We start from the raw sequence: 23,355 nt of genomic DNA, 5'->3' as shown, positions 1-23,355 counted from the left end.
CGCCAAACTGTTTTATTTGATTAAATCGCTGACGAATTTCGGAAGGACGAATGCCGCTTTATGAATTTCTTTTGTATAGTATTTCGTCTCAATATCGAAGAAGCGACTGTCCTCCACTTCAAGAGGATCGTATTTTTTCGAACCGATCGTAAACGTCCACAATCCGCTTGGATATGTCGGAATGTTGGCCAAATACAGCTTTGTAATCGGAAAGATCTCTTTTACATCGCGCTGAACGTTAGTGATCAGTTCAGGTGTAAACCAAGGGTTGTCCGTCTGAGCAACAAAAATGCCGTCTTCCTTTAGCGCATTTGCTATGCCGGCGTAAAAGCCTTTTGTAAACAAGTTGACAGCCGGCCCTACAGGCTCGGTTGAATCGACCATGATGACATCGTACTCATTTTCAGATTCTGCAATGTGCATAAAGCCGTCATCGACCTTTACTTCGACGCGCGGATCGTCAAGTTTGCCTGCAATGGAAGGCAAAAATTTCTTAGAGTATTCGATCACCTTGCCGTCGATATCGACAAGCGTCGCTTTTTTGACGCTCGGATGCTTCAAAATTTCACGGATGACGCCGCCGTCTCCGCCGCCGACCACAAGTACATGCTCAGGGTTCGGATGCGTAAACAGGGGCACATGCGCCACCATTTCGTGGTAGACAAATTCATCTTTTTCAGATGTCATGACCATGCCGTCAAGAAACAGCATGTTGCCGAATTCTTCCGTCTCGGCCATTTCGAGCTTTTGAAAGTCCGTCTGCTCTGTATGTAAAGTCTTGTTGATTTTCATCGTAATGCCGAAGTTTTTCGTTTGCTTCTCTGTGTACCAAAGTCCGCTCAAAGCGTCATCTTCCTTTCGTGATAAGCTGTATTTCCATCTATTTTTCTCGCCTGCGGCGACGATTATTCTGCACTGAAGCATCGGCTTTTGCCTAAGGAAAAAGTATAGAGGAATTGCAGGTGATTGTAAAGACGGATCGATTCATTTTCAGGAGTCATTCCATTCCCGACGGCCGTTTTGGGCTGAGCTTGCCACAGATGTACATAAGCTTATTCTGCAGCGGCGACTGCCAAAACTGAGGATTCCTCCGGTTGCTCTGTTAATCGCCTCCTAGAGGGTCTGCGGTTTTTTCCTTCCCGCTTGTTTAAACCCTCCTCTTTTTCCTCATAATGATAAGAACATTTATTTATCCGGGAGGAGATTTGAACATGGACATGATGACGGACAAGCGGGTCCGTTTAACTATCAAGACGATACGCGCATTTTTGTTCATGGGAGCATTGATGCTGATCTTCCTTTCAATCGTTGTCATGACGGTGGTCCTGGCAGCCAAATGGCAAGGCGCTCCTTCGATTCAGGTGCCGAGGTCTACCGTGCTGTATGACGGAAGCGGAAAGCAGATGGGAGAGACGCATTACGGGCAAAAGCGGTACTGGGTTTCGCTGAAAAGCATCAATCCCGCCGTCATCGATGCCACACTTGCCGTTGAAGACCGGAACTTCTTCCGGCACCACGGCTTCGACTATATGAGGATGGGTGGCGCCCTCATCGCCGATCTAAAGGCGATGTCCAAAGTTCAGGGAGCCAGCACCATTACACAGCAATATGCGAGAAACCTCTACCTCGGCCACGATAAAACATGGAAAAGAAAGTGGAATGAAGCTTTTTATACGATACGGCTCGAACAAAACTACACAAAGAAAGATATTTTGGAAGGCTATTTAAATACGATTTATTACGGGCATGGAGCCTACGGAATCGAAGCTGCTTCCCGGATGTATTTTGGCAAACGGGCCAAGGATATCAATGCGGCGGAAGCTGCGATGCTTGCCGGCATTCCAAAGGGTCCTTCCGTTTATTCGCCTTTTGTTAATGAAAAAAAGGCGAAAGAACGCCAGGAAATGATCCTGACAATGATGGAGAAAGAAAACAAGCTGACGAAAAAGCAGGCGGCAGAACTGAAAAAACTGCCGCTCCGCTTTGAAAAACAGGATAAGCAAACAACCGCTAAAACCGCTCCGTACTTTTATGACGAAGCGGTTAAAGAAATCGCGCGCTTGCTGCATTTGACACCGGAGCAAGCAGAAACCGGCGGCTACAACGTATTCACCACGCTCAACCCGCGTCTCCAAAAAATTGCCGAGGACACGATCGAACGCACGATTGATTCGTCATCTGACATTCAGGCAGGGTTTACAGCGATCAATCCGTCCGACGGCAGCGTTCTTGCGCTTGTCGGAGGACGCGACTACGAAAAAAGCCCGTTTAACCGCGTAACCCAGGCTATGCGGCAGCCCGGCTCCACCATGAAGCCTTTCCTTTATTATTCGGCTGTTCAAAACGGTTTTACGCCGGCCACCCGGATGAGGAGCGCGGAAACGACATTTGAGCTCGGGCAAGGCAGCGCTTATTCGCCGAGCAACTATCACGGCTATTACGCAGACGGCCCGATCACTCTTCTTCAGGCCCTGGCTTTGTCCGATAACATTTACGCCGTGAAAACGCACCTTTTCCTCGGCATGGACAAACTGATTGATGCTGCAAAACAATTCGGCATCACGAGCCCGCTGCAAAAAGTGCCGTCGCTTGCGCTCGGAACATCCCCCGTGAAGCCGCTTGAAATGGTGAATGGATACGCCATGTTTGCCAATGGCGGAAAAAAAATCGAACCTTCCTTTATTACGAAAATTACCGATTCGAACGGGGAGATTCTTTACGAAAAGCCGAAGCGAAGCAAACAAATCCTTGACCCAAGAGCGGCTTTTATCACGGCCAACATGATGAGCGGAATGTTCGACAAATCACTCAACGGCTATACATCTGTTACCGGGCGGACGATCGCAGATCAGCTGACGCGCCCATACGCCGGAAAATCGGGAACGACCAGCACCGACAGCTGGATGATCGGCTTTTATCCCGGCCTTGCTTCAGGCGTGTGGACGGGATATGACAAAGAGCGGACAATCGATGCCGTCGCAGAGAAAAACTATGCCAAACAAATTTGGGCCAAATTTATGGAAAAAGCGCTTGAAAACGCGCCCGCCGCAACTTTAAAGCCGCCGGAAGGCGTGAAAGGGATGTATATTGACCCTGCTACAGGCTATGCGGCGGCGCCCAGCTGTCCGTCCAAATATTTCGCTTATTTTATCGAAGGTACTGAACCCGAGCAGGTTTGCTACGGAAAAGAAATCTATAAGGATCAAAAAGCCGGGCGCGAAAAACCCGCCGCTCCCCACAAGCGGAAAAAGTGGTGGGAAAAATGGTTTAAAAAAGAAGAATAAACTTTTTTGGGCGGGATAGACGAACCCCCCGGACTTCACGGCGGTCCGGGGGGTTTTTTCCTATTGCTGAAGCAATCCCTTTTTCAGCTCGTCTGATGAACGGTCCCAAAGCCCTTGATCATGATTTTTCAGAAAATCGGCAAGAACGCGCTTGGAACTTTCATCCATGTGCTCGACGATAATCTTCCTCTTCATCGACTTATCCATTAAATTCACGTGCTCCGGAAGCGATTTGTAGCCGCGGCGGATGCTTCTGTCCACCGTCATTTCGCAAGCCGTCACCCCCGCATAATAAGGGCCTTCTTCCCTGCGGTCGATCGTAACCCACACCAGCCAGTAAGGTTTTCCGTTCGGCACCTCTTCCTTGTTCGGCAAAAATTTGATTCCTTTTTCAACCGTGCTGCGGGCGTGCATGGCGCCGATATCAACAAACGCTTCTTTCTCTTCGACATCGACAAAGACAGGCGAGATGTTGTCAAGGCTTAAAGCCCCTGCACCAAATCCCCCGTGTCCGTCCGTCGGATCGCTTTTAATAATATTGAATCCGATTGTTTTTTTCTTTTTTCCTTGTTCCATCAAAAATACCTCCTACATCAGCGGCCGGAAAACGCTGTTAAATATCGAGATGATATATTCCCGCCCTTCATTCAAAAACGGCCAGAATACATATTGGCCAAGCGGCGTAATGACGATGATCAGAAACACGATCGAGCCGTACGCTTCATATTTCGACAGCTTCGCCCGCACATCGGGGGCGACCACATCCTGTATAACCCGAAAACCGTCAAGGGGCGGGAACGGCATTAAATTAAACAGAAATAAAAGCAGGTTGAGATTCACCCAAATCGTAAAAAATTGAAGCAAGCCGCTGTAAAAACCGGAAGGCAGCGTCCCGGACAGCTTCACGGACAAAAGCAGCAATATAAAACCGATGAAAGCAAGGATCAGGTTGCTGATCGGTCCTGCGATTGACACGAGAAATCCGGCCAGCCTCGGATTTTTAAAATAAAAGCGGTTAACGGGCACCGGCTTTGCCCATCCGAATCCCAAAATAAAGATCAAAATCGTTCCAAACGGATCAAGATGCTTGAGCGGGTTGAGCGTCAGCCTGCCCTGCCGTTTGGCCGTCTCATCACCGAATTTGTATGCCACATATGCATGGGCGACCTCATGCACGGTGAATGCGGCAGCAAGTGTCAAAACAACATACGGAATCATTTCCAGCGGATAAATAAGAAAACGGTCTAAAATGTGGCTTTCCCTCTTTCTCATATACAAAGATTTACTATCTCCAGTATACTATAAGAGCAGCTGATGCTAAAGTAAGCAGCCATTTTTTAAAAGGAGGAGGAGAACATATGCCGTACGTAACGGTTCAAATGCTGGAAGGCCGCACAGATGACCAAAAAAGAAATCTGGTGAAAAAAGTGACCGAAGCCGTCTCCGAAACAACAGGCGCACCTGCAGAAAAAATCGCGGTCATCATTGAGGAAATGAAAAAGGAAAACTACGGTGTCGCCGGCAAACGAATGAGCGATATGTAATAAAAACGGCGTCTGCCGCTTACATGCGGGACGCCGTTTTTATTATTTATACCAAGCTTTATTTCTTGTGATCTGGCTATTGTGAGCCGAATCCCAGACATCGACCGTGTAGGCGTAGTCGTAGTTCATAATGCAGCGGATTCCGCTTCCTTGCGCATCGTGGTTCAAGCCGAAGTTATGGGAAAATTCGTGGGTCGCCGCTTTTGCCGTGTTGGCCGTTCCCTGGTCGAGGTTTACGCTGAAGGCGCTGCCGTTCGGCTTGCTGTTGTATACGTATGCGATGCCGCCGGCGTCAAAATTGCTGTTCGCCGTAAATCCGACGACAAATTTATAGCTGCGTCCGCTGAAATTGCTCTGAAGGTTTGATAGAATTTGAGAGCTGTTGCTGCCTGAAGAAGTCCAAGGCGCCACGGCTTCGACGACAAAATCAATATCGTGGTCCCTGTTGAACATGACATCCGCCTGCTCAATAATCTGGACGATTCTCGTCTGCCAATCGCTGTATTTCGCGCGATACTGAGCGTCAGCCACGGCCAGGACGCTCACTTTCTGACTGCCCGTGCCTGCCTGGGTTGAAAATGTCCCTTTGCTCGTATTCTTTTTAAACGTTTTTGTTCCCGTCACATTTCCTTTCTCATCCAATATTTTCGTATTGACCTTTCTTTCTATTTGAACTTTTCCTTTCAAGTCTTTAAAGTCTTTCGCTTTAGGCAAAGAATCGATATGAGTGCCTTTTACTTCATGGCCGTGTTCATGATCGTGCCCGTCAACCTTGGCGGCGCCTGCCGTCAAACCGGGGATGAGGCTGACGGAAAGTAATAGAGATAAGAATATAGAACGCTTTTTCACTGCTAATTCCCTCCTTTTTTTGAACGAATGAAAGATTCTGCTAGTTATCTAAAAATTCCTTCAATTCATCCAAAAAGAGGAAATATTACACGCGTTCTGTTTACTGCTCCTTTCTATTTCCCCACAAAAATTCCAAAATGTTTACAATAAAACAAAACAAAAAACCTACCGTTTTCCGGCAGGCTTATGAACAAAGGTCTCTGAGCTTTTTTATGTAAGCGACGGCTTCATCGAATTCTTCGTCCGTATACCGCTGCTTGCTTTTTACGGTAAACACTTTTTCTCTGATCTCTTCCTGCTCCAGTCCTTCAAAATACAGAATCGTCGACACCAGTTCCAAAAAGCGCGATGACTGGCCGTTCACGTCGTCTATATAGGCTTTAATATCCCGCATATCCAGCTCACACTGGCTCAAAAACTGCGTTCCCGCTTCAGTGGGCGAATAGCGGTATTGATAATAGCCGCCTTTTTTTTCTTTGACTTCATGAAGAAATCCGAGATTGCAAAGTTCTTCGACTTGAAGCGTCAGCTCCTCTGAATAGGGCCCGTAAAAATGAAAATCATACTTTTCATAAAAGGGAAGCTCCAATTTCTTTGCGATATAAATGATTTTCTGCAGCTTTTTCCGCCCGACAATCTCCCCCGAATCCGAGAAGACCTTCATCAGCTTTGCATGTTCTTTTAACAAATCTCCGCCATCTCCTTCATCCTTTTCTTTCTATATCAGTCCGAGCAATTCTTTCATTCTTTTCGCATGACGGCCGTCAGGCAATCCTTCGATTAAATCGAGCGGGAAATACAGCTTATGGTCCGTTCTCCGCTTGCCTGATATCGCATCGACAATATCGGATTGCCGCGACAGCTCCTTAATCTGGCCGTTGTGCGTCAGCAATTGAATCGGGAGGCGCTCCTCTTCTTCCCCCGGTCTGTAGAAATCATAAGGAAGGTCTGAGGACGAATCCACCACAAGGTAATAATCGGGATCAATCCCTGATTCTTTAAACAAGGCGGTCAGTTCAAAGTAAGTCGCCATTTCCTCATTCGGATTGAATTCCGCATACTGGAACAGCCTGCGGTTGATAAACCGGCGGCATAAATCAGACAAAACCTCATCCTCTTCTTTTTCCCAGGCCTGAAAATAATAAAGAATGATTGCTTCATCAAGACTCAAATAATCTTCCAATGTGACATTGCCTTCAAAAATAGAATAAAAATGCACGGGCGCATACGTGAAAACATAGCCTTCCTCATGAAGCTGCTTTGCACGGTGAAGAATCTTCGTCAAAATCACTTCCGCGCTTCTTGTCACAGGATGGAAATAGACCTGCCAGTACATCTGGTACCGGCTCATAATATAATCCTCAACGGCATGCATTCCGCTTTGCTTAATCACGATTTGGTCTTCGCGCGGCCGCATCACGCGGAGGATCCGCTCCATATCGAAATGGCCGTAGCTGACGCCGGTATAATAGGCGTCTCTCTGAAGATAGTCCATGCGGTCAGCGTCAATCTGGCTTGAGATCAGGCTGACGACCTGCTTGTTCTGATAGGTTTTCGCGATGACCTCAGCGACATCCTTTGCAAACGTCGGGCTCACCTTGTTTAACACCTGGTTAACTTCTGTATCGCCTAAAATGATCGCTCTCGTAAAATCTTCATGATCAAGCCGGAAGACCTTTTCAAACGAATGGGAAAACGGGCCGTGCCCCAAATCGTGCAGCAATGCGGCGCAAAGGCACAGATCACGCTCGCTGTCATTCCATTCCTCCCTGCCTTTAAAAACGTCATCAACCATTCTTCTGACAATTTCATAGACGCCGAGAGAATGGTTGAAACGGCTGTGTTCGGCTCCGTGAAACGTCAAATAGGTCGTTCCAAGCTGTTTGATTCTGCGCAGTCTCTGAAATTCACGGGTTCCGATCAAGTCCCATATCAGCTTGTCCCGTACATGGACATAGCGGTGAACAGGATCTTTAAACACTTTTTCTTCTGATAATTTTCCGTTTGGATACGCCATTTTTGTCCCTCTTTTTTTCAAACGTGAGGCAAACTGATCGCTGCCCATCCGTCTCTTTTTCTTCGGAGAACTAAATGTATATTGTAAGTATTGCCCGATCTGCTTGTTTTCTTTTAGGTCTGTTTCTATTATATCGAGTCTGCTTTTTTGAAAACATCCTTGAATTTACCCGGCTATTTGTTCCAGACTGCAAAAAAGCCGGCAAACAAGCAAAAACGCCTGACCCGTTAGGGAGGCGGTTATTTTTTGAGTTTCTTTTTCACTTTTTCGATCAGCTCGTCTTCATCAGGAGCTGACAGCGGACGATTATTGACAAACGCGAACGATTTTTTTCGTCCCGGCCCGCAGTAAGACTGGCAGCCGATTTCCACTTTTGCATCCGGATCGATTTCTTTCAGACGGGGCAAAAGCGTCTTTAAATTAGTGGCCTGACAATCGTCGCATACTCGAAATTCATTAGCCATTTCATACGCTTCCTTTCGTTTTGTTCATCTGTCTTTATGAAAGGCATTCAACCGTGCCGAACTTTGATAAAAAATGACACCATCCTTCATTTTACAAGGATTCTTTCATTCCTGCAAGGATCGCGCTAAAAAAATCAGTTCCTATTCTTTTAGCAAACTTGTATAAATATTTTCCAAAATGGACAATCTAATACCAATACTGACAATGGGAGTTGAGAAGTGATGAAACAAAGACAAGACGCTTGGTCTGAAGAGAATGATTTACTGCTTGCTGAAACGGTATTGCGGCATGTCAGAGAAGGCAGCACACAGCTGAACGCCTTCGAGGAAGTCGGAGACAGACTGAACAGGACATCAGCCGCCTGCGGTTTTAGATGGAACGCGGTTGTCCGCCACCAATACGAAAAAGCATTGCAGCTGGCTAAAAAACAAAGGAAGCAAAGAATGCGCGCCCTTGGAAACGGCCAGCCGGCGAAAAAACGCTTATTATACAAGCCGCCTGTCGAAACAGAGGCTGAACCGCCTGCAGAAAGCGTCATTGAGCAGCAGAAAGCAACCGCCGATTCAAGCGAACAGCAGCCGATCGCCAGCGAGCATCTGCCTTATGTTGATGAGAGCTTTAAAGAAGAGTTAGCTAGTTTATCGCACCTTCTATCGCCAAACCAGCCGCAGGCAGGCCATTCAGCCGATTCATCGAAAGACATGACGATCGATGATGTGATCCGCTTCCTGCAAAACTACACAGGAAACGAAGCACAGACTGCCGCTTTAAAAATGGAAAATGACCGCTTAAAACAGGAAAATGAAGAGCTGACGAAAAAAGTTGAAAAGCTTGAAACTGAAGTCAAAAAGCTGGAAAAAGACCAGTCGACCATCCAGGAAGACTACGAAACGCTCGTAAAAATTATGAACCGTGCAAGAAAACTAGTTTTATTCGAAGAAGACGAACACGCTGCGCCCGCCTTCAAAATGGACCGGAACGGCAATTTAGAAAAAATGGCTGAATAGCGCTTTCAGAGGGTGCGGCAAAGAGACAGAACTGAAAACGCATAAAAATTTGCCGATACGCTGATACCCCTTTCTTGAAAAAAGGGGGTATTTTTTACCTCTGCGGCTTGCTTTCATATGACAAAAATTTCATAATAGGGATAGCAATTTATAAAGCGGGGTATTCGATGAAGTTTGTTTTATATGCGGTTCAGTTAGGCACGGCAGCCCTTTTGTTTTTGTTTTCTGCATTGGCAAGCTGGTATCAAGGCAGCGAGCTTTTAAAGGTGCCGTGGGAGTGGAAATATACAGCCAAGTTTACAAAACTGCTCTATGGAGAGGACTCCATAAAATACGCACACGATATTTCCCAGCTTGATTTTTTCGTCTACGCGGCCAAACATACGCCGGCAACCGTAATTTTAATGGCTGTCAGTTTGGCGTATATCATCGCTTTGGCGGCTTATCTTCTCATCAAAACATATGTAAAACGAAAAAGCGCTTTGAGCGCAGCATAAAAAAACCGCTTCGGAAGCGGTGAAGTGTGACAAAATCCTGAAACGTTCAACCGTTTTAGGATTTTGCCGTCTATGAAGCATTTTCTCAATCCGCTAGAGGCAGCCGCGGTTTTTCGCCGCTTTAAGCATGCCTGGCAACGAATATAACGGGAGCGCAGAGGCTCTTCTTCTATCCAAAAACTTTTTCATTCCGCTCAATCATACGGACGAGGTTTTTTTCATAGGCTTCTTCTTCTGCGGGCGTGAGGGGGCCTTGATAAATCTCCCCGCCCAGCTCTTTCAGCTGTGTCAGAAGCAAGAGCATCAAGTCCTGCACCGAGATGTCTTCATTGAGAAGCTCAGAGAGCGAAGCCATCGTTTCCGGGCGAATATCGGGATAAACGGCTTTTGTCTTCCCGCGCATGTCTTTCAATGCGGTGTCGTAGAAACGTTTGATCAGCTCAGCGCGACCGCTTCCGCTTTGATCAGCGCATAAATAAATTTGAACAGCCACTCCGCCTCTCAGCCGCCTCTGGGAAATTCCCGCAAACTTCCTTCCCCCGATGCTCAAATCAAAGCTCCCCGGACAGTAAGAGCCTTTGATTTCATAGGCTTCGATTGCTGCGTCATAGGATGACAGCATTCGCTTAACGAGCTCAAACATCGCTTCATAGCCCCGGTCGATATCAATTCCGTTTTTCTTATCCTGAAAAATCAGCGAAACGTTTAAAACCCCGCTGTCCAAAACGACGGCCAGTCCGCCGGAATTGCGAACGATGACTTGATAGCCCGCTTCTTCAAGCAATGAAATCCCGTCTTGTAAATAAGGAAGCCTTGTATCCTGAATTCCGAGCACGATCGTGTCATGGTGCACCCAGGAACGCGCCGTCGCCGGAGACAAACCCTTTCCGACAGAAGCGCACAGCGTATCATCTATCGCAAATGATTGTTTTGCATCAAAATATGGGCCGAGGCTGGATTGGTCAATAATTCTCCATTTCGGCTGGATGAGTAGATCAATCGGTTGCTTTGCCATATATATTGTAAACCCTTTCGTTATGCATTTCAGCCAACATCCATTATACCATTTACGAAAACATGATGTGGGATTTTTCTTATCTCCGGCGCTTCTCCTTCATTCATGTGACGCTTAAAGACGGTTCTCCGAATTCGAGCGGCAGCCCGACGTAATTTTCGGCAAGACTTTGAGCGGCCGCTGTTGAGGTTGTGACATGGTCAAGCTCAGCCAATTGAATTTGGTAGTCAAATGGCGTGTAGCCGTGATGACGGTGCAGCAGGGATGTCATATACCAGGAAAAGCGCTCCGCTTTCCAGACGCGGCGGAGGCAAGCCTCAGAATAGCGGTTCAGCCGTTCGGTATTGCCGGCTTCGTAATAGTCTTCGAGCGCCCACGCAAGCCGTTGGACATCCGCCATCGCAAGATTCAGGCCTTTCGCACCGGTCGGCGGTACAATATGCGCGGCATCCCCCGCTAAATACAGTCTGCCGTATTGCATCGGATCGCATATAAAGCTTCTCATCGAGACAATGTTCTTTTGAATCACAGGGCCTTCAGTCAGCTTCCATCCGTCATCGGCCGACAGCCTTAAATGAAGCTTCTCCCATATCCTTTCGTCCGGCCAGTTCCCGATTGAATCTGAAGGGCTGACTTGCAGGTAAAGCCGCTGGATTTCCGGAGTCCTCGTGCTGACGAGGGCAAACCCGTCCTCATGATGGGCATACACAAGTTCAGACGAGGACGGAGGGGCTTCAGCCAATATGCCGAGCCATCCGTATGGGTACACCTTTTCGTACTCTCTGCGGATCTCCCTCGGAATGCTTTGTCTGCTCGGCCCATGAAATCCGTCGCACCCCGCAATGAAATCGCAGGTCAGTTCTTCTGTATCGCCGTTTTCAGTCTGATAAGTGATGACGGGCGCTTCTGTATCAATATTTGACAGGCGGACGCCAGACACATTGAAAACGATGCGCCCTCCCGATTGCAGACGGACGTCGATTAAATCTTTGATCACTTCATGCTGGGGATAGATGGCAATGTACTTTCCTCCCGTCAGCTTGTGCATATCAATTCTGTGCCGCTTGCCGCCAAAGCGGATCTCAATCCCTTGATGAAACATGGCTGTTTTCATCATCCGTTCACCGGCGCCTGTTTCATTTAGCAAATCTACCGTCATCTGTTCAAGAACGCCTGCACGGATGGTTTCTTCAATCTCCTTTCGCGAGCGGGATTCGATCACGACCGCTTCGATTCCCCGGCGTTGGAGCAGGTTTGCGAGCATAAGCCCGGCAGGCCCCGCTCCGATAATTCCCACTTGTGTCCGCAAAATGGTTTCCTCCCTTTATCCATGTTTTGATGTGGCTTCTAACGTAAACTCGGCGCTTTCCGATTTAGAGACAAAATCAAATGAAGCATGCTTCTCTTGGACGAGCATGATGCCAAGCGCAGCAAAAACACTCGGGATCGCGAACACCATGAAAGCCTGCTTCGGCTCCATCCCGGCAGCAAGAATCAATGCAAACAGCGAAGGGGCAATGATCGCTCCGAGTCTGCCGACCCCGAGCGCCCAGCCGATTCCGGTCGCTCTGATTTCTTTCGGATAATATTCTGAAATATAAGGATTAGCGATATTTTGCGCTCCGACAGTGCATGCTCCGCCTAAAGCAATCAGCAAGTACAGAAGAACGGCGTTCATCGTCATTCCAAACGCTGCAAAACAAAAGGCCCCGATGACATACATCGCCGCAAGCACTTTTTTATGGCCGGCCTTATCTGCAAAATATCCGCCGAGTACCGCTCCTGCGGCTTGTCCGCTGCACAGCGCCAGATTAAATGACAAGCTTGACGACAGCCCGTAACCTGACTCCTGCATCATTTTCGGAAGCCATGTATTTAAGCCGTAGACCATGAGAAGGCAGCTGAAAACGGAAAGCCAGAATGCGAATGTGCTCGCTGCACGTTTTTGTTCGAACAGTTTTTTAACTGGAAAGCCCTTCTTTTCTTTCGCAATCACCGAAATTTGATAATTGTCGTCTTCCCTGTACCGTCCCGCCGGATGCACCTGATTGAGAATCTCAGCCAACGCTTTCGTCTTCTTCTTCAAAACGTAAAATGACAGAGATTCGGGGAACCGGCTGAAAAAAAACGGGAGCACAAAGAGCGGCACGGCTCCGATCAGATACAGCACTCTCCAGCTTGTCCCGGGCACGGCGAACATGCCGACGAGAGACGCCAGCACACCGCCTGCGGAATAGCCGCAATACATGGCGGCTACGATCACCGCCCTGTTTTTTTTCGGCGAATATTCGGTCATCAGCGAAATCGCATTTGGCATCAACCCGCCCATTCCAAGAGCAGCAAGAAACCGCATGATCGTAAACAAAAGCGGAGAATCGATCAGCCCGGCCAATGCCGTAAACAGGCTGAACAGAAAAATACAGAAGCCTAACACCTTTTTGCGGCCGTATTGATCTGCGAGCGGTGAAAAAATAAGTGCGCCGAGCATCATACCGATCAATGTATAGCTGCCGATCGCTCCGGCTTGAATGGCGGTCAGGCTCCATTCCTCCATCAGCCACGGCAAGCTGACGCCGTACATCGCAATATCATAACCGTCAAAGGCGATGGCGAAAAAACACCATAGGAAAACAGTCAGATGCACTTTGTTGAATTTGCTGGCCGCCATGATTTCTGCTGGATGAACTGAACGATTTTTCATGTTTCCCTCCACGATTCTAATCGTATTATGAAAACAGCTTAACGTACGGTGTCTTTTTCATTGAAAGCGTGCGTGCGAGCTTTTTGCCCCGCAGGTTCGAATGCCATGACGACATTGGAGCTCCCGGAAGACTGGCCGTATCCGTAAAACGTGCTTTTACATCCGTCTTCAAGCACGCCCAAAAGCATTGCAATGTGACGGCCGCCAGCTTCAAGTCCGGCATTTTTAGCATATTGAGGCAGCATCTGCTGAGCAGATATAAGATCGTTGTCTGTTAAATAGGTTAAAAATTGAGCATCGAGGGCCTGTTCGGCCAAAGTCGGCATGCATTCGGGCCCTCTCACCAAATGGTGGCTGAGTGCCCCGCTGCTGATGAACACGATTTTCTTTCTGCTTTCCTTCAGTACTCTTCCGGCAATCCGGCCCCACAAATACGTTTCTTCCAGGTTCGCCGCCAATGTAACCGATAAATCGATGACCGGAATATCCCCTTTTGGAACGAGATAGCGCAGCGGAACAACTGTCCCGTAGTCCCAGCAGTAGGCGGGATCGTTGATAGGAATGACGGAAAGCCCCTCTTTTGCGCCGGCTTCGGCCAACTGCAGCGCCAATTCCGTGTCCCCGGGGTAAGAATACGGAACATCGGAAATTAAATTCGGGCACTCCAAAGCTGTTAAAACGCCTTGATGATCGGGAGCCGCATCGATCAGATGATCGAAGCTTGACGTCCAGTGACAGGAAATCAAGACAACGGCATCAGGCTGAATTCTTTCGATGATCCCGGAGAGCCGCTTCATCCCTTTGACCAGCTCTTTTTGAAAGTCAGGGGTTTTATCTTCAAAGCACATCCTCGGTGTATGCGGAACAAGCGCCGCCAATTCGATTGACATGTAGATTCCTCCCGTCGCCTTCTTTAAGGTCTTAATTTTGAAACCGGTGTTCCGCCTATGCCCCAGTGGCTTTTAGGAATTTCGGTGACAAGAACACGGACGTTTTCCCTCGGAGCATCAAGGGTGGCGCTCAACGTTTCCGTCACTTTTTGAATGACTTCCTCGACCTTTTCAGGCGGCCGGCCTTCTAATAATTGAATATGAACGATCGGCATATGATCACCTCAGGTTATGATTGGACTGAAAATGATACATCTCCCAGTCCTTCTACTTGTGCTGAAACGCGGTCGCCCGGCTGCAGCATGACAGCTCCCGTTACACCGCCCGTTAAAATGATGCTTCCGGCCGCAAGCTTTTGTTTCTTCCTGGAGAGCATATTGGCGAGCATGGCCGCCGAATTTGCGGGATGTCCGACAACTGCTGCACCAGTGCCCTGCTCTTTGACCTCGCCGTTTATCACTAAAGAGACTTTTGCTTCATCAAGCTTGAAATGGTCCGGCATCTTCACTTTTTCACCTAACACCACCCTTGAAGATGACGCATTGTCCGCAATGACATCAGGCAGGGTAAATGAGAAGTTTTCATAACGGCTGTCAATCACTTCAAGAACGGGAATCAATTCAGCAACGGCTTCAAGGACCTTCTCCTTTGTAACACCCGGCCCTTCAATATCCTTTCCAAGCACAAAAGCAATCTCGGCTTCAACCTTCGGGTGAATCAGCTCGTTCATCCGGATGCTTCCGCCGTTTGGTACGATCATATCTTCAAAAATATAACCGTAGATCGGCTCCTCGACGTTCATCTGCTCCATTTTCGCCCGGCTTGTCAGGCCCATTTTCGGACCGATAATGCCGTTGCCATCCCATAATTTCAGTTGAATCAGTTCTTCTTGAATCGCATACGCCTCTTCGACGGTCAGCTCCGGGTAGTCCTTTGTGATTCTTTCAACCTCGCGCTTCTCTGTTTCAGCAAGATACAAGAGGCGCGCCGTATCCTTCAATGCTGTGGCATTCATCCGTTTTCCTCCTTTTACAGCTTGATGCAAATATTGGTTAATTCGCTGAAGAATTCGAGGCTGTGAATGCCTCCTTCTCGTCCGAGCCCGCTCTGTTTCATGCCGCCAAACGGTGTCCGAAGATCGCGGAGAAACCAGCTGTTGACCCATACCATGCCCGATTCGATTTGCCCGGCTACGCGGTGCGCCCGGCGGAGGTCGTTCGTCCATACGGTCGCGCTTAATCCGTAATGTGTATCATTAGCCTGTGCAATAACTTCCTCCTCTTCGTCGAACGGAATCACCGTCACGACCGGCCCGAAGATTTCTTCTTTGATGAGCCTGGAATTGCGGGAAAGTCCGGTGATAATCGTCGGTTCAAGAAAGCAGCCGGATTCCTGTCCTTCAGGGCGTTTTCCTCCGGTTAAAATAACGCCGCCTTCCCGTTTGGCCAATTCGATGTAGTTCATCACACGCTCGGTGTGTTCAGAAGAAATTAAGGCGCCGATATTCGTATCCGGATCAAAAGGATCGCCGACTTTGAGCTCTTTCGTTTTCTCAACGAACTTGTTCAGAAATTCGTCATACGCTTCCCGCTCGACATAGATGCGGGAGCCGCTCATACATACTTCGCCCTGGTTGACGAAACTCGATTTCAATGAGATGCTGACGGCTTCCTCCATGTCGGCATCGGCAAAAATAATATTCGGGTTCTTTCCTCCCAATTCAAAGGAAAGTTTCTTTAATGTTTTCGAAGCAGCTTCCATAATGATTTTGCCGGTTGTCGTTTCTCCCGTGAAAGATATCGCATCAACATCGGGATGCTCAGAAAGCGCAGCGCCGGCGGAATCAGGCCCAAACCCGTGGACGATGTTGACGACTCCGTCAGGCATTCCTGCATCATGGCAGATTTCCCCGAGGAGCGTGGCTGTCAGCGGCGTCAGTTCAGCCGGTTTGATGACGGCTGTATTTCCCGCCGCCAGACAAGGCGCCAATTTCCACGTCAGCAAAAGCAGCGGCAAGTTCCACGGATTGATCAGCCCGACGACGCCGACCGGACGGCGGATCGCATAATTGATTGCAAGATCGTCAGTTTGATAAGCTTCTGTTCCGGCTCCTCTCATAAAATCCGCAAAAAAATGAAAGTTGAAAGCAGCCCGCGGAATATCTAAATTACTTGAGAGCGAAAGCGGCTTCCCCGTATCCAATGTCTCGAGCCTTGCCAGTTCGTCTTTACGCTCAAGTATGATGTCGCCGACCTTTCTGATGATCCGAATCCTTTCGTCAGCGGTCATGTTTTTCCAGCGTCCGTTTAAAGCACGCCTTGCGGCCGCGACTGCAAGATCGACCTCTTTTTTGCCTCCTTCCGCAACGCTCCCGATGATTTCCTGTGTAGCCGGATTGATATTGTCAAACGTACTGCCGTTCTCTGAAGGAAAGTACCTGCCGTTTATGTAGTGCTGACAGTCAAAAGGTTTTACGAGTTTTGCCGATGGGGTCTGAACATTCATATTCTACAAACATCCTCCTTTTCAAATCCTTTCCATTAAGTTAAATGATTTTAAACGACAAGAAAACAGCAATGTTCCTCTATGCGGAACAACTCAGACATTTTTTCCGAAAATTTGATATTTTCCGCTTTTTTATTTTTAAAATCATGTTATATTATGGAATAAAAGGCAACGAAAACAAGGGAGAGAGTTGAGGAACCTATGACTGTTGAGACAAAGGACCACCAGCTGCTCGGTTCAGTAAAAAATGCACTTCGTCTGCTTCAATCGTTTACATTAGAGACACCGGAAAAGAAACTAACCGAACTCGCCTCATCGCTCGGCCTCGGAAAAAGCACAGTATCGCGCCTTTTGACTACATTGGAAAGCGAAGGGTTTGTCATGAAGGACCCGGAATCCAGAAGATACAAGCTCGGCTTATCGGTTCTGAAGTTAAACACCATTGTCAACTCCACTCTTGAAATCAACCGCGAATCCCAGCCGGTCCTCAAACGGCTGACAGAAGAGACCGGCGAAACGTCGCATATTGCGATGCGACGCGATCTAAGCGTCGTTTATCTCAATCGGACGGAATGCCCCCGCCCTGTCGAACTTCTCTCATATATCGGGCGGCAAAACCCGATGCATTGCACAAGCTCGGGCAAGGTGCTTCTCGCCTTTGACGAAGACGGCATATTGGATGAGTATGTGAAGGAAGGCTTGAAAAGCTGTACAAAACAAACGATTACAGACGAGGACAAATTGAGGGAGGCGCTGAAAACCGTTAAAGAAAACGGGTTTGACGTCAGTTGCGGGGAATTCATTGATGGTGTCACATCCATCTCAGCTCCCGTCAGAAACCACGCGGGACGAGTGTTGTACGCCGTCAGTGTCGTAGGTCCGGCAGAACGCATAAAGGCCCGGCAGGCGAAAATCGTATACCAAGTGAAAAAAGCGGCCCGGGATATTTCCGAAAGAATCGGGTACTGGAAACGAATATAAAAATTGGGGGAATCGGCTTTGTATGATCTTCACACGCACTTTATACCGCACGATGTGCTGCTTTGGCTGGACGACAATGAAAAGAAGGTCCACGCCGTCCGCGAAAAAAAGGATGGCCGCCAAGCGGATTTTTTGACGGTCAATCACAAATGGGGCTTTGAATTAAAAGAGCTGTTCTACCAGGAAGCTTTATATTTGGAAGCCCAGCAGGAAGCCGGCGTCTCACACTCATTGGTATCGCCGGTTCCCCAGCTTTTCCTTTACGATCTCGCCGAAGAAATCACAGACGAATTGTCCTTTGTATACAACAAAGCGCTTGCCGGATGGGTTAAAAAACACGACGGCCGCCTTTCAGGCCTCGGCACCGTCCCGCTGAACAGCCCTTTAAAGGCGAGCGAGCGCCTGAATGAAGCGATGAACAACGGCCTTAAAGGAGCGATTATCGGCCCCGGCGCTTCGCAAATGCTTCTCTCAGACGAAGCATTTACACCGTTTTGGGAAACGGCTGACAGAAGAAAAGCGATTATCTTTATCCATCCGCTCCTTTCTGAAGATCCGCGGCTTCGCCGCAGGATGCTGCCAAATTTGATCGGCGTTCCGTGGGAAACGACAATTTGCGCCGCTGATCTTTTGTTAAGCGGGTTTACAGACCGTTTTCGCAATGTGAAAATTCTGCTGGCGCACGGCGGCGGCTTTTTGCCCTATCAGATCGGAAGACTGGACAAAGGATATGACAAATGGGCCGGCGTTTCTTCATCGCTTTCGGCGCCGCCGCGCGAATATTTGCGGAAGTTTTGGTTTGACAGCGTGCTGTGGGAGAAAGAAAGCGCGGCATATTTAAAGAAGCTCATCGGAGAAGACCGCCTTGTTCCGGGTTCCGATTTTCCTTTTGACCTTTGTCAGTGGCCGCCTCTCGATCCCGGTCGGAAAGGGGCGGAATCTCTGCTGAATGTAGCGATTGAAGCATAAAAAAAGGCGAACCTCTTCAGGTTCACCTTTTTCAAAAACAAATTACAGCGCTTGAACTGCCGTAATCAGCGCAAGATTATAAACGTCTTCAGCGTTGCATCCTCTGGAGAGGTCGTTTACAGGCATGTTCAGCCCTTGCAGAATCGGACCGACCGCTTCGAAGTTGCCAAGGCGCTGAGCGATTTTATAGCCGATGTTCCCCGCTTCAAGGCTTGGGAAAACAAATACGTTTGCATCACCTTTAATGACGGAGTCCGGCGCTTTTTTCTCGGCGACAGACGGAACGAATGCCGCATCAAATTGGAATTCGCCGTCCAGTGTAAGCTCAGGCGCTTTTTCTTTGGCGATCGCAACCGCATTGGCTACCTTTTCAGTTTCGTCTGATTTTGCAGAGCCTTTTGTTGAAAAGCTGAGCATGGCGACACGAGGGTCAATGTTGAACATTTTCGCTGTGTTCGCACTTTCGATTGCAATTTCCGCAAGGTCCTGACTGTCAGGCGCAATATTGATCGCACAGTCTGCGAATACATACTGCTCATCGCCGCGCGCCATGATAAACACGCCGGAAGTTTTCTTCACGCCTTCTTTTGTTTTAATAATTTGCAGCGCAGGGCGAACCGTATCCGCTGTTGAATGAGCCGCACCGCTGACAAGACCGTCGGCAAGCCCTTTATAAACAAGCATCGTTCCAAAATAGTTCTCATCTAAAAGGATTTGGCGGGCCTGTTCTTCCGTCGCTTTTCCTTTGCGGCGTTCAACGAAAGCCTGAACAAGGTCTTCCATTCCTTCGTATGTATGAGGATCGTATATGTCAACGCCATCCAGCGTCAAATTCAACCCGTTCGCTTTATCTTTGATTTCCTGCTCGTTTCCCACAAGGATCGGCTTTAATACGTTGTTTCCGGCCAAATCGTTGACAGCTTTGAGAATGCGCTCGTCCATACCTTCCGGAAATACGATTTTAACTCCTTTTCCTGCTACTTTTTCCTGCACTGTTGTAAATAGATCTGCCACTATATACCCTCCTTGAAAGTGTCACAAATACTTCATTTCTCTATTAAGCATACTCTTTTGTGATATAAATTCAATCCTTCTGTATTTTATTATAATGCTTTCACTTTTTAAACGCTTTTTTTAAATTAATTTAAGTGCGGCAGGGTTTAAACACTTCTATTAGTATATAACAGCCTTTCCCAGTTATACGACAGATCGTCACCTTTGTTCAAATCTTCTAAACGGATAAAACGCGGCAAACTATGATATGATGAAGGCAAGTACATACAAATTGGGAGTGATTGCAAAATGAGCGAACAGCAAAAAACGAACGAAGCCGCCCAAACGCTTGACGGCTGGTATGCCCTTCACGATTTCCGGACAATGGACTGGTCCGCATGGAAAATGCTTTCAAGCGATGAGCGCCAGATCATTATCAGCGAATTTACAGGTCTTCTCGAAAAATGGGGAGCTGCTCAAAAAGAAGGAAACGGAAGCCACACGCTATACAGCATCGTCGGCCAAAAAGCGGACTTCATGCTGATGATTTTGCGTCCTACGATGGAGGAATTAAATCAAATTGAACTTGAGTTCAATAAATCCAAACTCGCTGAATACACGATACCTGCTTATTCATACGTATCCGTTGTCGAGCTGAGCAACTATATGGGAAGCGGCGAGGGAGACCCTTACGAAAATCCGCAAGTGCGTGCGCGCCTGTACCCTGAGCTCCCGAACGCCAAATATGTCTGCTTCTATCCGATGGATAAAAGAAGATCGGGCGATGACAACTGGTACATGCTGTCTATGGAAGAGAGAAGAAGCTTGATGCGCAGCCACGGGATGATCGGCCGCGGCTATGCGGGCAAAGTGAAACAGATTATTACCGGCTCAATCGGATTTGACGATTATGAGTGGGGTGTCACGCTCTTTTCAGATGATGTGCTCCAGTTCAAAAAGCTCGTCTATGAAATGCGCTTCGATGAAGTAAGCGCCCGGTACGGTGAATTCGGTTCATTCTTTGTCGGCAACCGCCTCGCAAATGAACAGCTGCCTGCATTTTTGCATGTGTAATGATAAAAAGCTCCAAAGACCTCGGTCTTTGGAGCTTTTTTTCCTATTACTTGCAGTTACACGGCTGTGTAGGCGGAGTCGCCCTTTTTTGCACCTCGATTGAAGATTCGGCATAGAAAGTCGATCCGAGCCCCAGCACTCTGTTCTCCGCCCGGAATGTATACTTTCCTGCGGCAGGCAGCGTTTTGTTTGCCAGCACAAGCTTAAACTCCGCAATACCCAACAGATCAATTGTAAGCGGCAGCCTTACCGTTTTTCCGTTATTCAAAATTTGCCCTGTAGTCAACGCTCTTCCGTTCACGGTATCTTTCGTTGTTGCGGAAAATCCCGACGGCAATGTAAATTCAACCGTTCCCAGCGCCAGGATTGAATTCGGACGATACGTCAGATCAATATCCGAGAACGACCACTCCTGTTTGCTGGCACCTGTTATAGTCGCATACAAGGAAGCGTTCGCAGCCGGGCGGTAGACAGATTCAGTTTTGGTTGTTTGAGCGCTAGCCTGGAACGAAGGCAGAAAAATCGAAACCATCATCACGAGACTAACCGCCAAGATTGACAATTTAGAACGATACATTCTTTTCAACACAGCAATTCCCCCTAGTCATCATTTTTTTCATCATTCGTCATGACGAAAGCGTACAAGAAAGGCAACATCAAGCAACGCCTTCTTCCCAAAGCGCCGGCACTTTGGTGATTTCTATTAAAAACTACCATTTTTTCAACAGGTAGTAAATGTTTTCCATGTCATATTTTTAAAAGAAATGCAAAATAATAGAATTTAACCAGGCGTTGCTCCTCTTGATTTTCTTCGCTGTTCTTTAGTAAAGGACAAAAGACCCGTCCGCATTCCTTCTCTTCATTCTCCTGATTTTTGTTGACAAACGGTGTATCTGGCTGTACATTATTGACATTATTGAAACATGACCATCTGCGTTTAAATTTGAAATCACCTTGCTTTTTCTCCATTCATGTTTTGACTGAATGGATGAAGAAAGGAACGAAAAAATGCCTAAATTGGTTTCTTCAAATCTTGTAAAAGGTAAGATCATCAATATTAGTCCGCCGCAGACGCTGGCGCTCAGTTTCTTGATTATCATTGCCATCGGCGCCTGTTTATTGAAGCTGCCCGGCGCCTCCACTACTTACATCTCATGGGTGGATGCTTTATTCACGGCCACCTCTGCAACTACGGTAACTGGGCTTGTTGTTGTCGATACAGGGGCAGATTTTACGGTTTTCGGACAAACAGTTATTATGTGCCTGATTCAAATCGGCGGACTCGGCTTAATGACGTTTGCCGTTCTCGTCATCATGATGATCGGCAAAAAAATCGGCCTGCAGCAGCGGATTCTCGTTCAAGAAGCATTTAACCAGACTTCTTTAGGCGGACTTGTCCGCCTGGTCAAGCATTTGTTTATTTTCACCATTGTCATAGAATTTGTGGCATTTTTGATCCTTTCGATCAGATGGGTTCCTGAATACGGTTTGCAAAAAGGCTTGTTTCATAGTTTGTTTAACACGATTTCAGCCTTTAACAATGCGGGGTTCTCCCTGTGGCCGGACAACTTGTCTCAATATGTGGGCGACCCGATTGTCAACATTGTCATCACAGGCCTTTTCATTACAGGGGGTATCGGCTTTACCGTTCTGCTGGATTTATGGACAAAGCGAAACTTCCGGACATTATCGCTGCATTCCAAGCTCATGATCGTTGGAACATTGATCATCAATACGACAGCCGCCTTGCTGATTTTTATTTTGGAATACTCGAATCCAGGTACGCTCGGCGGACTGCCTTTAGCCGACAAAATGTGGGGCGCTTACTTCCAGGGTGTGACACCGAGAACTGCCGGATTCAATACGCTTGATATCGCCCAGATGACAACGCCGTCCCTCCTGTTAACCATCGTTTTGATGTTTATCGGAGCCGGAAGCGCGTCAACAGGAAGCGGAATTAAACTGACAACGTTTATCGTGATGATCTTGGCGACGATCACCTTTTTAAGGGGAAAAAGCGAGACGGTTGTGTTCAAAAGGGCGATTAAAATGAAAACCATTTTAAGAGCTTTGGCCATCATTGTGATCAGTTTTTTATTCGTGCTTTTCGCATTATTTATATTGACGATCACAGAGAATGCTCCATTTTTGGAAATCGTCTTTGAAGTATTTTCCGCTTTTGGAACGGTCGGCCTGTCGATGGGACTGACACCTGATTTAACGACTGCAGGCAAAGCGGTTATCATGATGATGATGTTTATCGGCCGCGTCGGGCCTCTCACTATGGCGTTTACGCTGGCCAAGCCGAAGAAGGCGCCGATCCGCCATCCTGAAGATGAAGTGATCACAGGTTAATATGCAGAAAGACCGCTCTTTTCACGAGCGGTCTTTTTGTTTTTCTCTTTCCAACATGATGTGTCGTCATATTCCATCCCGCCCGTTCATACTGTAAAAGGGATGGGAAATATTGATCTATCATCTTGAGTCTTTTACAGCCGGATCGTCTTCATAGCAGCACTTTATCATTCCTCATGTATGGACGGTAGGCATGACTTTGACACAAT

The 23,355-nt window shown here is 47.7% G+C and carries 24 protein-coding genes; 8 read left to right on the top strand and 16 right to left on the bottom strand.

Translation table 11 applies throughout. The features are described 5' to 3' along the window. Positions 1–12: 12 nt before the first annotated feature. Positions 13–843 (bottom strand): spermidine synthase, encoded by an 831-nt coding sequence (gene speE / locus M1D90_RS01860; RefSeq protein ID WP_023857050.1) that lies wholly within the window; start codon positions 841–843, stop codon positions 13–15. 368 nt (positions 844–1,211) lie between these two features. Between speE and M1D90_RS01855 the strand changes: the two genes are divergently transcribed. Continuing rightward, positions 1,212–3,284 carry a transglycosylase domain-containing protein gene (locus M1D90_RS01855; RefSeq protein ID WP_023857049.1) on the top strand — a complete coding sequence of 691 codons (2,073 nt, stop codon included), beginning with the start codon at positions 1,212–1,214 and terminating at the stop codon, positions 3,282–3,284. Between the two features lie 60 nt (positions 3,285–3,344). Here M1D90_RS01855 and M1D90_RS01850 read toward each other — a convergent pair whose 3' ends face one another. Together M1D90_RS01850 and M1D90_RS01845 are read right to left on the bottom strand one after the other, a co-directional pair. After that, on the bottom strand, positions 3,345–3,860 hold the full coding sequence (locus M1D90_RS01850; RefSeq protein ID WP_020453305.1) for a YwhD family protein: 516 nt from the start codon (positions 3,858–3,860) through the stop codon (positions 3,345–3,347). A gap of 12 nt (positions 3,861–3,872) precedes the next feature. Then, positions 3,873–4,556, bottom strand: coding sequence for a site-2 protease family protein (locus M1D90_RS01845; protein WP_035400430.1), 684 nt, complete (start codon positions 4,554–4,556; stop codon positions 3,873–3,875). 86 nt (positions 4,557–4,642) lie between these two features. Here M1D90_RS01845 and M1D90_RS01840 point away from each other — a divergent pair, with 86 nt between their 5' ends. Then, on the top strand, positions 4,643–4,828 hold the full coding sequence (locus M1D90_RS01840; protein WP_020453307.1) for a 2-hydroxymuconate tautomerase: 186 nt from the start codon (positions 4,643–4,645) through the stop codon (positions 4,826–4,828). A 42-nt stretch (positions 4,829–4,870) separates the two neighbouring features. Here the strand turns inward: M1D90_RS01840 and M1D90_RS01835 are convergent, their stop codons facing one another. The 4 genes from M1D90_RS01835 to M1D90_RS01820 form a co-directional block, all read right to left on the bottom strand. Then, positions 4,871–5,677, bottom strand: a complete 807-nt coding sequence (locus M1D90_RS01835; RefSeq protein ID WP_095291424.1) for a zinc-dependent metalloprotease — start codon at positions 5,675–5,677, stop codon at positions 4,871–4,873. Between the two features lie 184 nt (positions 5,678–5,861). After that, positions 5,862–6,365, bottom strand: a complete 504-nt coding sequence (locus M1D90_RS01830; protein ID WP_023857045.1) for a YwgA family protein — start codon at positions 6,363–6,365, stop codon at positions 5,862–5,864. A gap of 30 nt (positions 6,366–6,395) precedes the next feature. After that, positions 6,396–7,694, bottom strand: a complete 1,299-nt coding sequence (locus M1D90_RS01825; protein WP_095291515.1) for an HD domain-containing protein — start codon at positions 7,692–7,694, stop codon at positions 6,396–6,398. Between the two features lie 239 nt (positions 7,695–7,933). Then, positions 7,934–8,158, bottom strand: coding sequence for a DUF1450 domain-containing protein (locus tag M1D90_RS01820; protein ID WP_003186096.1), 225 nt, complete (start codon positions 8,156–8,158; stop codon positions 7,934–7,936). Between the two features lie 219 nt (positions 8,159–8,377). Here M1D90_RS01820 and M1D90_RS01815 point away from each other — a divergent pair, with 219 nt between their 5' ends. Then, positions 8,378–9,166, top strand: a complete 789-nt coding sequence (locus M1D90_RS01815; RefSeq protein ID WP_145625083.1) for an RsfA family transcriptional regulator — start codon at positions 8,378–8,380, stop codon at positions 9,164–9,166. A gap of 167 nt (positions 9,167–9,333) precedes the next feature. Then, the gene (locus M1D90_RS01810; RefSeq protein WP_023857042.1) at positions 9,334–9,663 is read left to right on the top strand and encodes a YjdJ family protein; all 330 of its coding nucleotides are present in this window, start codon (positions 9,334–9,336) and stop codon (positions 9,661–9,663) included. 169 nt (positions 9,664–9,832) lie between these two features. Here M1D90_RS01810 and M1D90_RS01805 read toward each other — a convergent pair whose 3' ends face one another. The 7 genes from M1D90_RS01805 to M1D90_RS01775 form a co-directional block, all read right to left on the bottom strand. Next, entirely contained in the window at positions 9,833–10,678 is an 846-nt protein-coding gene (locus M1D90_RS01805) for a lipoate--protein ligase family protein (protein ID WP_026580256.1), read from the bottom strand. 103 nt (positions 10,679–10,781) lie between these two features. Then, positions 10,782–11,987, bottom strand: a complete 1,206-nt coding sequence (gene pobA, locus M1D90_RS01800) for a 4-hydroxybenzoate 3-monooxygenase (RefSeq protein WP_456283101.1) — start codon at positions 11,985–11,987, stop codon at positions 10,782–10,784. A 15-nt stretch (positions 11,988–12,002) separates the two neighbouring features. Then, positions 12,003–13,379, bottom strand: a complete 1,377-nt coding sequence (locus tag M1D90_RS01795; protein ID WP_456283100.1) for an MFS transporter — start codon at positions 13,377–13,379, stop codon at positions 12,003–12,005. 38 nt (positions 13,380–13,417) lie between these two features. After that, entirely contained in the window at positions 13,418–14,269 is an 852-nt protein-coding gene (locus M1D90_RS01790; RefSeq protein ID WP_023857038.1) for a DODA-type extradiol aromatic ring-opening family dioxygenase, read from the bottom strand. Between the two features lie 23 nt (positions 14,270–14,292). Next, positions 14,293–14,484, bottom strand: a complete 192-nt coding sequence (locus M1D90_RS01785; protein ID WP_020453317.1) for a 4-oxalocrotonate tautomerase — start codon at positions 14,482–14,484, stop codon at positions 14,293–14,295. Between the two features lie 14 nt (positions 14,485–14,498). Further along, entirely contained in the window at positions 14,499–15,284 is a 786-nt protein-coding gene (locus M1D90_RS01780) for a 2-keto-4-pentenoate hydratase (RefSeq protein WP_023857037.1), read from the bottom strand. Positions 15,285–15,298: 14 nt separating this feature from the next. Further along, on the bottom strand, positions 15,299–16,774 hold the full coding sequence (locus tag M1D90_RS01775; RefSeq protein ID WP_025810619.1) for an aldehyde dehydrogenase: 1,476 nt from the start codon (positions 16,772–16,774) through the stop codon (positions 15,299–15,301). A 201-nt stretch (positions 16,775–16,975) separates the two neighbouring features. On the opposite strand from M1D90_RS01775, the gene M1D90_RS01770 reads away from it, so the two are divergent. Together M1D90_RS01770 and M1D90_RS01765 are read left to right on the top strand one after the other, a co-directional pair. After that, positions 16,976–17,755: an IclR family transcriptional regulator gene (locus M1D90_RS01770; RefSeq protein ID WP_025810618.1), complete on the top strand. Its 780-nt coding sequence runs from the start codon at positions 16,976–16,978 to the stop codon at positions 17,753–17,755. Positions 17,756–17,773: 18 nt separating this feature from the next. Beyond that, positions 17,774–18,724, top strand: a complete 951-nt coding sequence (locus tag M1D90_RS01765) for an amidohydrolase family protein (protein ID WP_025810617.1) — start codon at positions 17,774–17,776, stop codon at positions 18,722–18,724. Positions 18,725–18,766: 42 nt separating this feature from the next. On the opposite strand, the gene pta is transcribed toward M1D90_RS01765, so the two are convergent. Beyond that, positions 18,767–19,738 carry a phosphate acetyltransferase gene (gene pta / locus M1D90_RS01760; RefSeq protein WP_020453322.1) on the bottom strand — a complete coding sequence of 324 codons (972 nt, stop codon included), beginning with the start codon at positions 19,736–19,738 and terminating at the stop codon, positions 18,767–18,769. 288 nt (positions 19,739–20,026) lie between these two features. Here pta and hemQ point away from each other — a divergent pair, with 288 nt between their 5' ends. Further along, positions 20,027–20,791, top strand: a complete 765-nt coding sequence (gene hemQ / locus M1D90_RS01755; RefSeq protein WP_020453323.1) for a hydrogen peroxide-dependent heme synthase — start codon at positions 20,027–20,029, stop codon at positions 20,789–20,791. 46 nt (positions 20,792–20,837) lie between these two features. Here the strand turns inward: hemQ and bslA are convergent, their stop codons facing one another. Next, positions 20,838–21,377 carry a biofilm surface layer hydrophobin BslA gene (gene bslA / locus M1D90_RS01750; protein ID WP_456283468.1) on the bottom strand — a complete coding sequence of 180 codons (540 nt, stop codon included), beginning with the start codon at positions 21,375–21,377 and terminating at the stop codon, positions 20,838–20,840. Positions 21,378–21,799: 422 nt separating this feature from the next. On the opposite strand from bslA, the gene M1D90_RS01745 reads away from it, so the two are divergent. Continuing rightward, the gene (locus tag M1D90_RS01745; RefSeq protein WP_020453326.1) at positions 21,800–23,146 is read left to right on the top strand and encodes a TrkH family potassium uptake protein; all 1,347 of its coding nucleotides are present in this window, start codon (positions 21,800–21,802) and stop codon (positions 23,144–23,146) included. Positions 23,147–23,355 lie beyond the last annotated feature (209 nt).

The sequence above is a fragment of the Bacillus sp. JZ34 genome, from assembly GCF_053903205.1.
This window is presented reverse-complemented; position numbering and strand designations above follow the sequence as displayed.

Bases quoted from the DNA above. Each gene is read 5' to 3' on its own strand.
- M1D90_RS01855 (WP_023857049.1), top strand. From the start codon at position 1,212: ATGGACATGATGACGGACAAGCGGGTCCGTTTAACTATCAAGACGATA.
- M1D90_RS01850 (WP_020453305.1), bottom strand. From the start codon at position 3,860: ATGGAACAAGGAAAAAAGAAAAAAACAATCGGATTCAATATTATTAAA.
- M1D90_RS01845 (WP_035400430.1), bottom strand. From the start codon at position 4,556: ATGAGAAAGAGGGAAAGCCACATTTTAGACCGTTTTCTTATTTATCCG.
- M1D90_RS01840 (WP_020453307.1), top strand. From the start codon at position 4,643: ATGCCGTACGTAACGGTTCAAATGCTGGAAGGCCGCACAGATGACCAA.
- M1D90_RS01825 (WP_095291515.1), bottom strand. From the start codon at position 7,694: ATGGCGTATCCAAACGGAAAATTATCAGAAGAAAAAGTGTTTAAAGAT.
- M1D90_RS01820 (WP_003186096.1), bottom strand. From the start codon at position 8,158: ATGGCTAATGAATTTCGAGTATGCGACGATTGTCAGGCCACTAATTTA.
- M1D90_RS01810 (WP_023857042.1), top strand. From the start codon at position 9,334: ATGAAGTTTGTTTTATATGCGGTTCAGTTAGGCACGGCAGCCCTTTTG.
- M1D90_RS01805 (WP_026580256.1), bottom strand. From the start codon at position 10,678: ATGGCAAAGCAACCGATTGATCTACTCATCCAGCCGAAATGGAGAATT.
- M1D90_RS01795 (WP_456283100.1), bottom strand. From the start codon at position 13,379: ATGAAAAATCGTTCAGTTCATCCAGCAGAAATCATGGCGGCCAGCAAA.
- M1D90_RS01790 (WP_023857038.1), bottom strand. From the start codon at position 14,269: ATGTCAATCGAATTGGCGGCGCTTGTTCCGCATACACCGAGGATGTGC.
- M1D90_RS01785 (WP_020453317.1), bottom strand. From the start codon at position 14,484: ATGCCGATCGTTCATATTCAATTATTAGAAGGCCGGCCGCCTGAAAAG.
- M1D90_RS01780 (WP_023857037.1), bottom strand. From the start codon at position 15,284: ATGAATGCCACAGCATTGAAGGATACGGCGCGCCTCTTGTATCTTGCT.
- M1D90_RS01775 (WP_025810619.1), bottom strand. From the start codon at position 16,774: ATGAATGTTCAGACCCCATCGGCAAAACTCGTAAAACCTTTTGACTGT.
- M1D90_RS01770 (WP_025810618.1), top strand. From the start codon at position 16,976: ATGACTGTTGAGACAAAGGACCACCAGCTGCTCGGTTCAGTAAAAAAT.
- hemQ (WP_020453323.1), top strand. From the start codon at position 20,027: ATGAGCGAACAGCAAAAAACGAACGAAGCCGCCCAAACGCTTGACGGC.
- M1D90_RS01745 (WP_020453326.1), top strand. From the start codon at position 21,800: ATGCCTAAATTGGTTTCTTCAAATCTTGTAAAAGGTAAGATCATCAAT.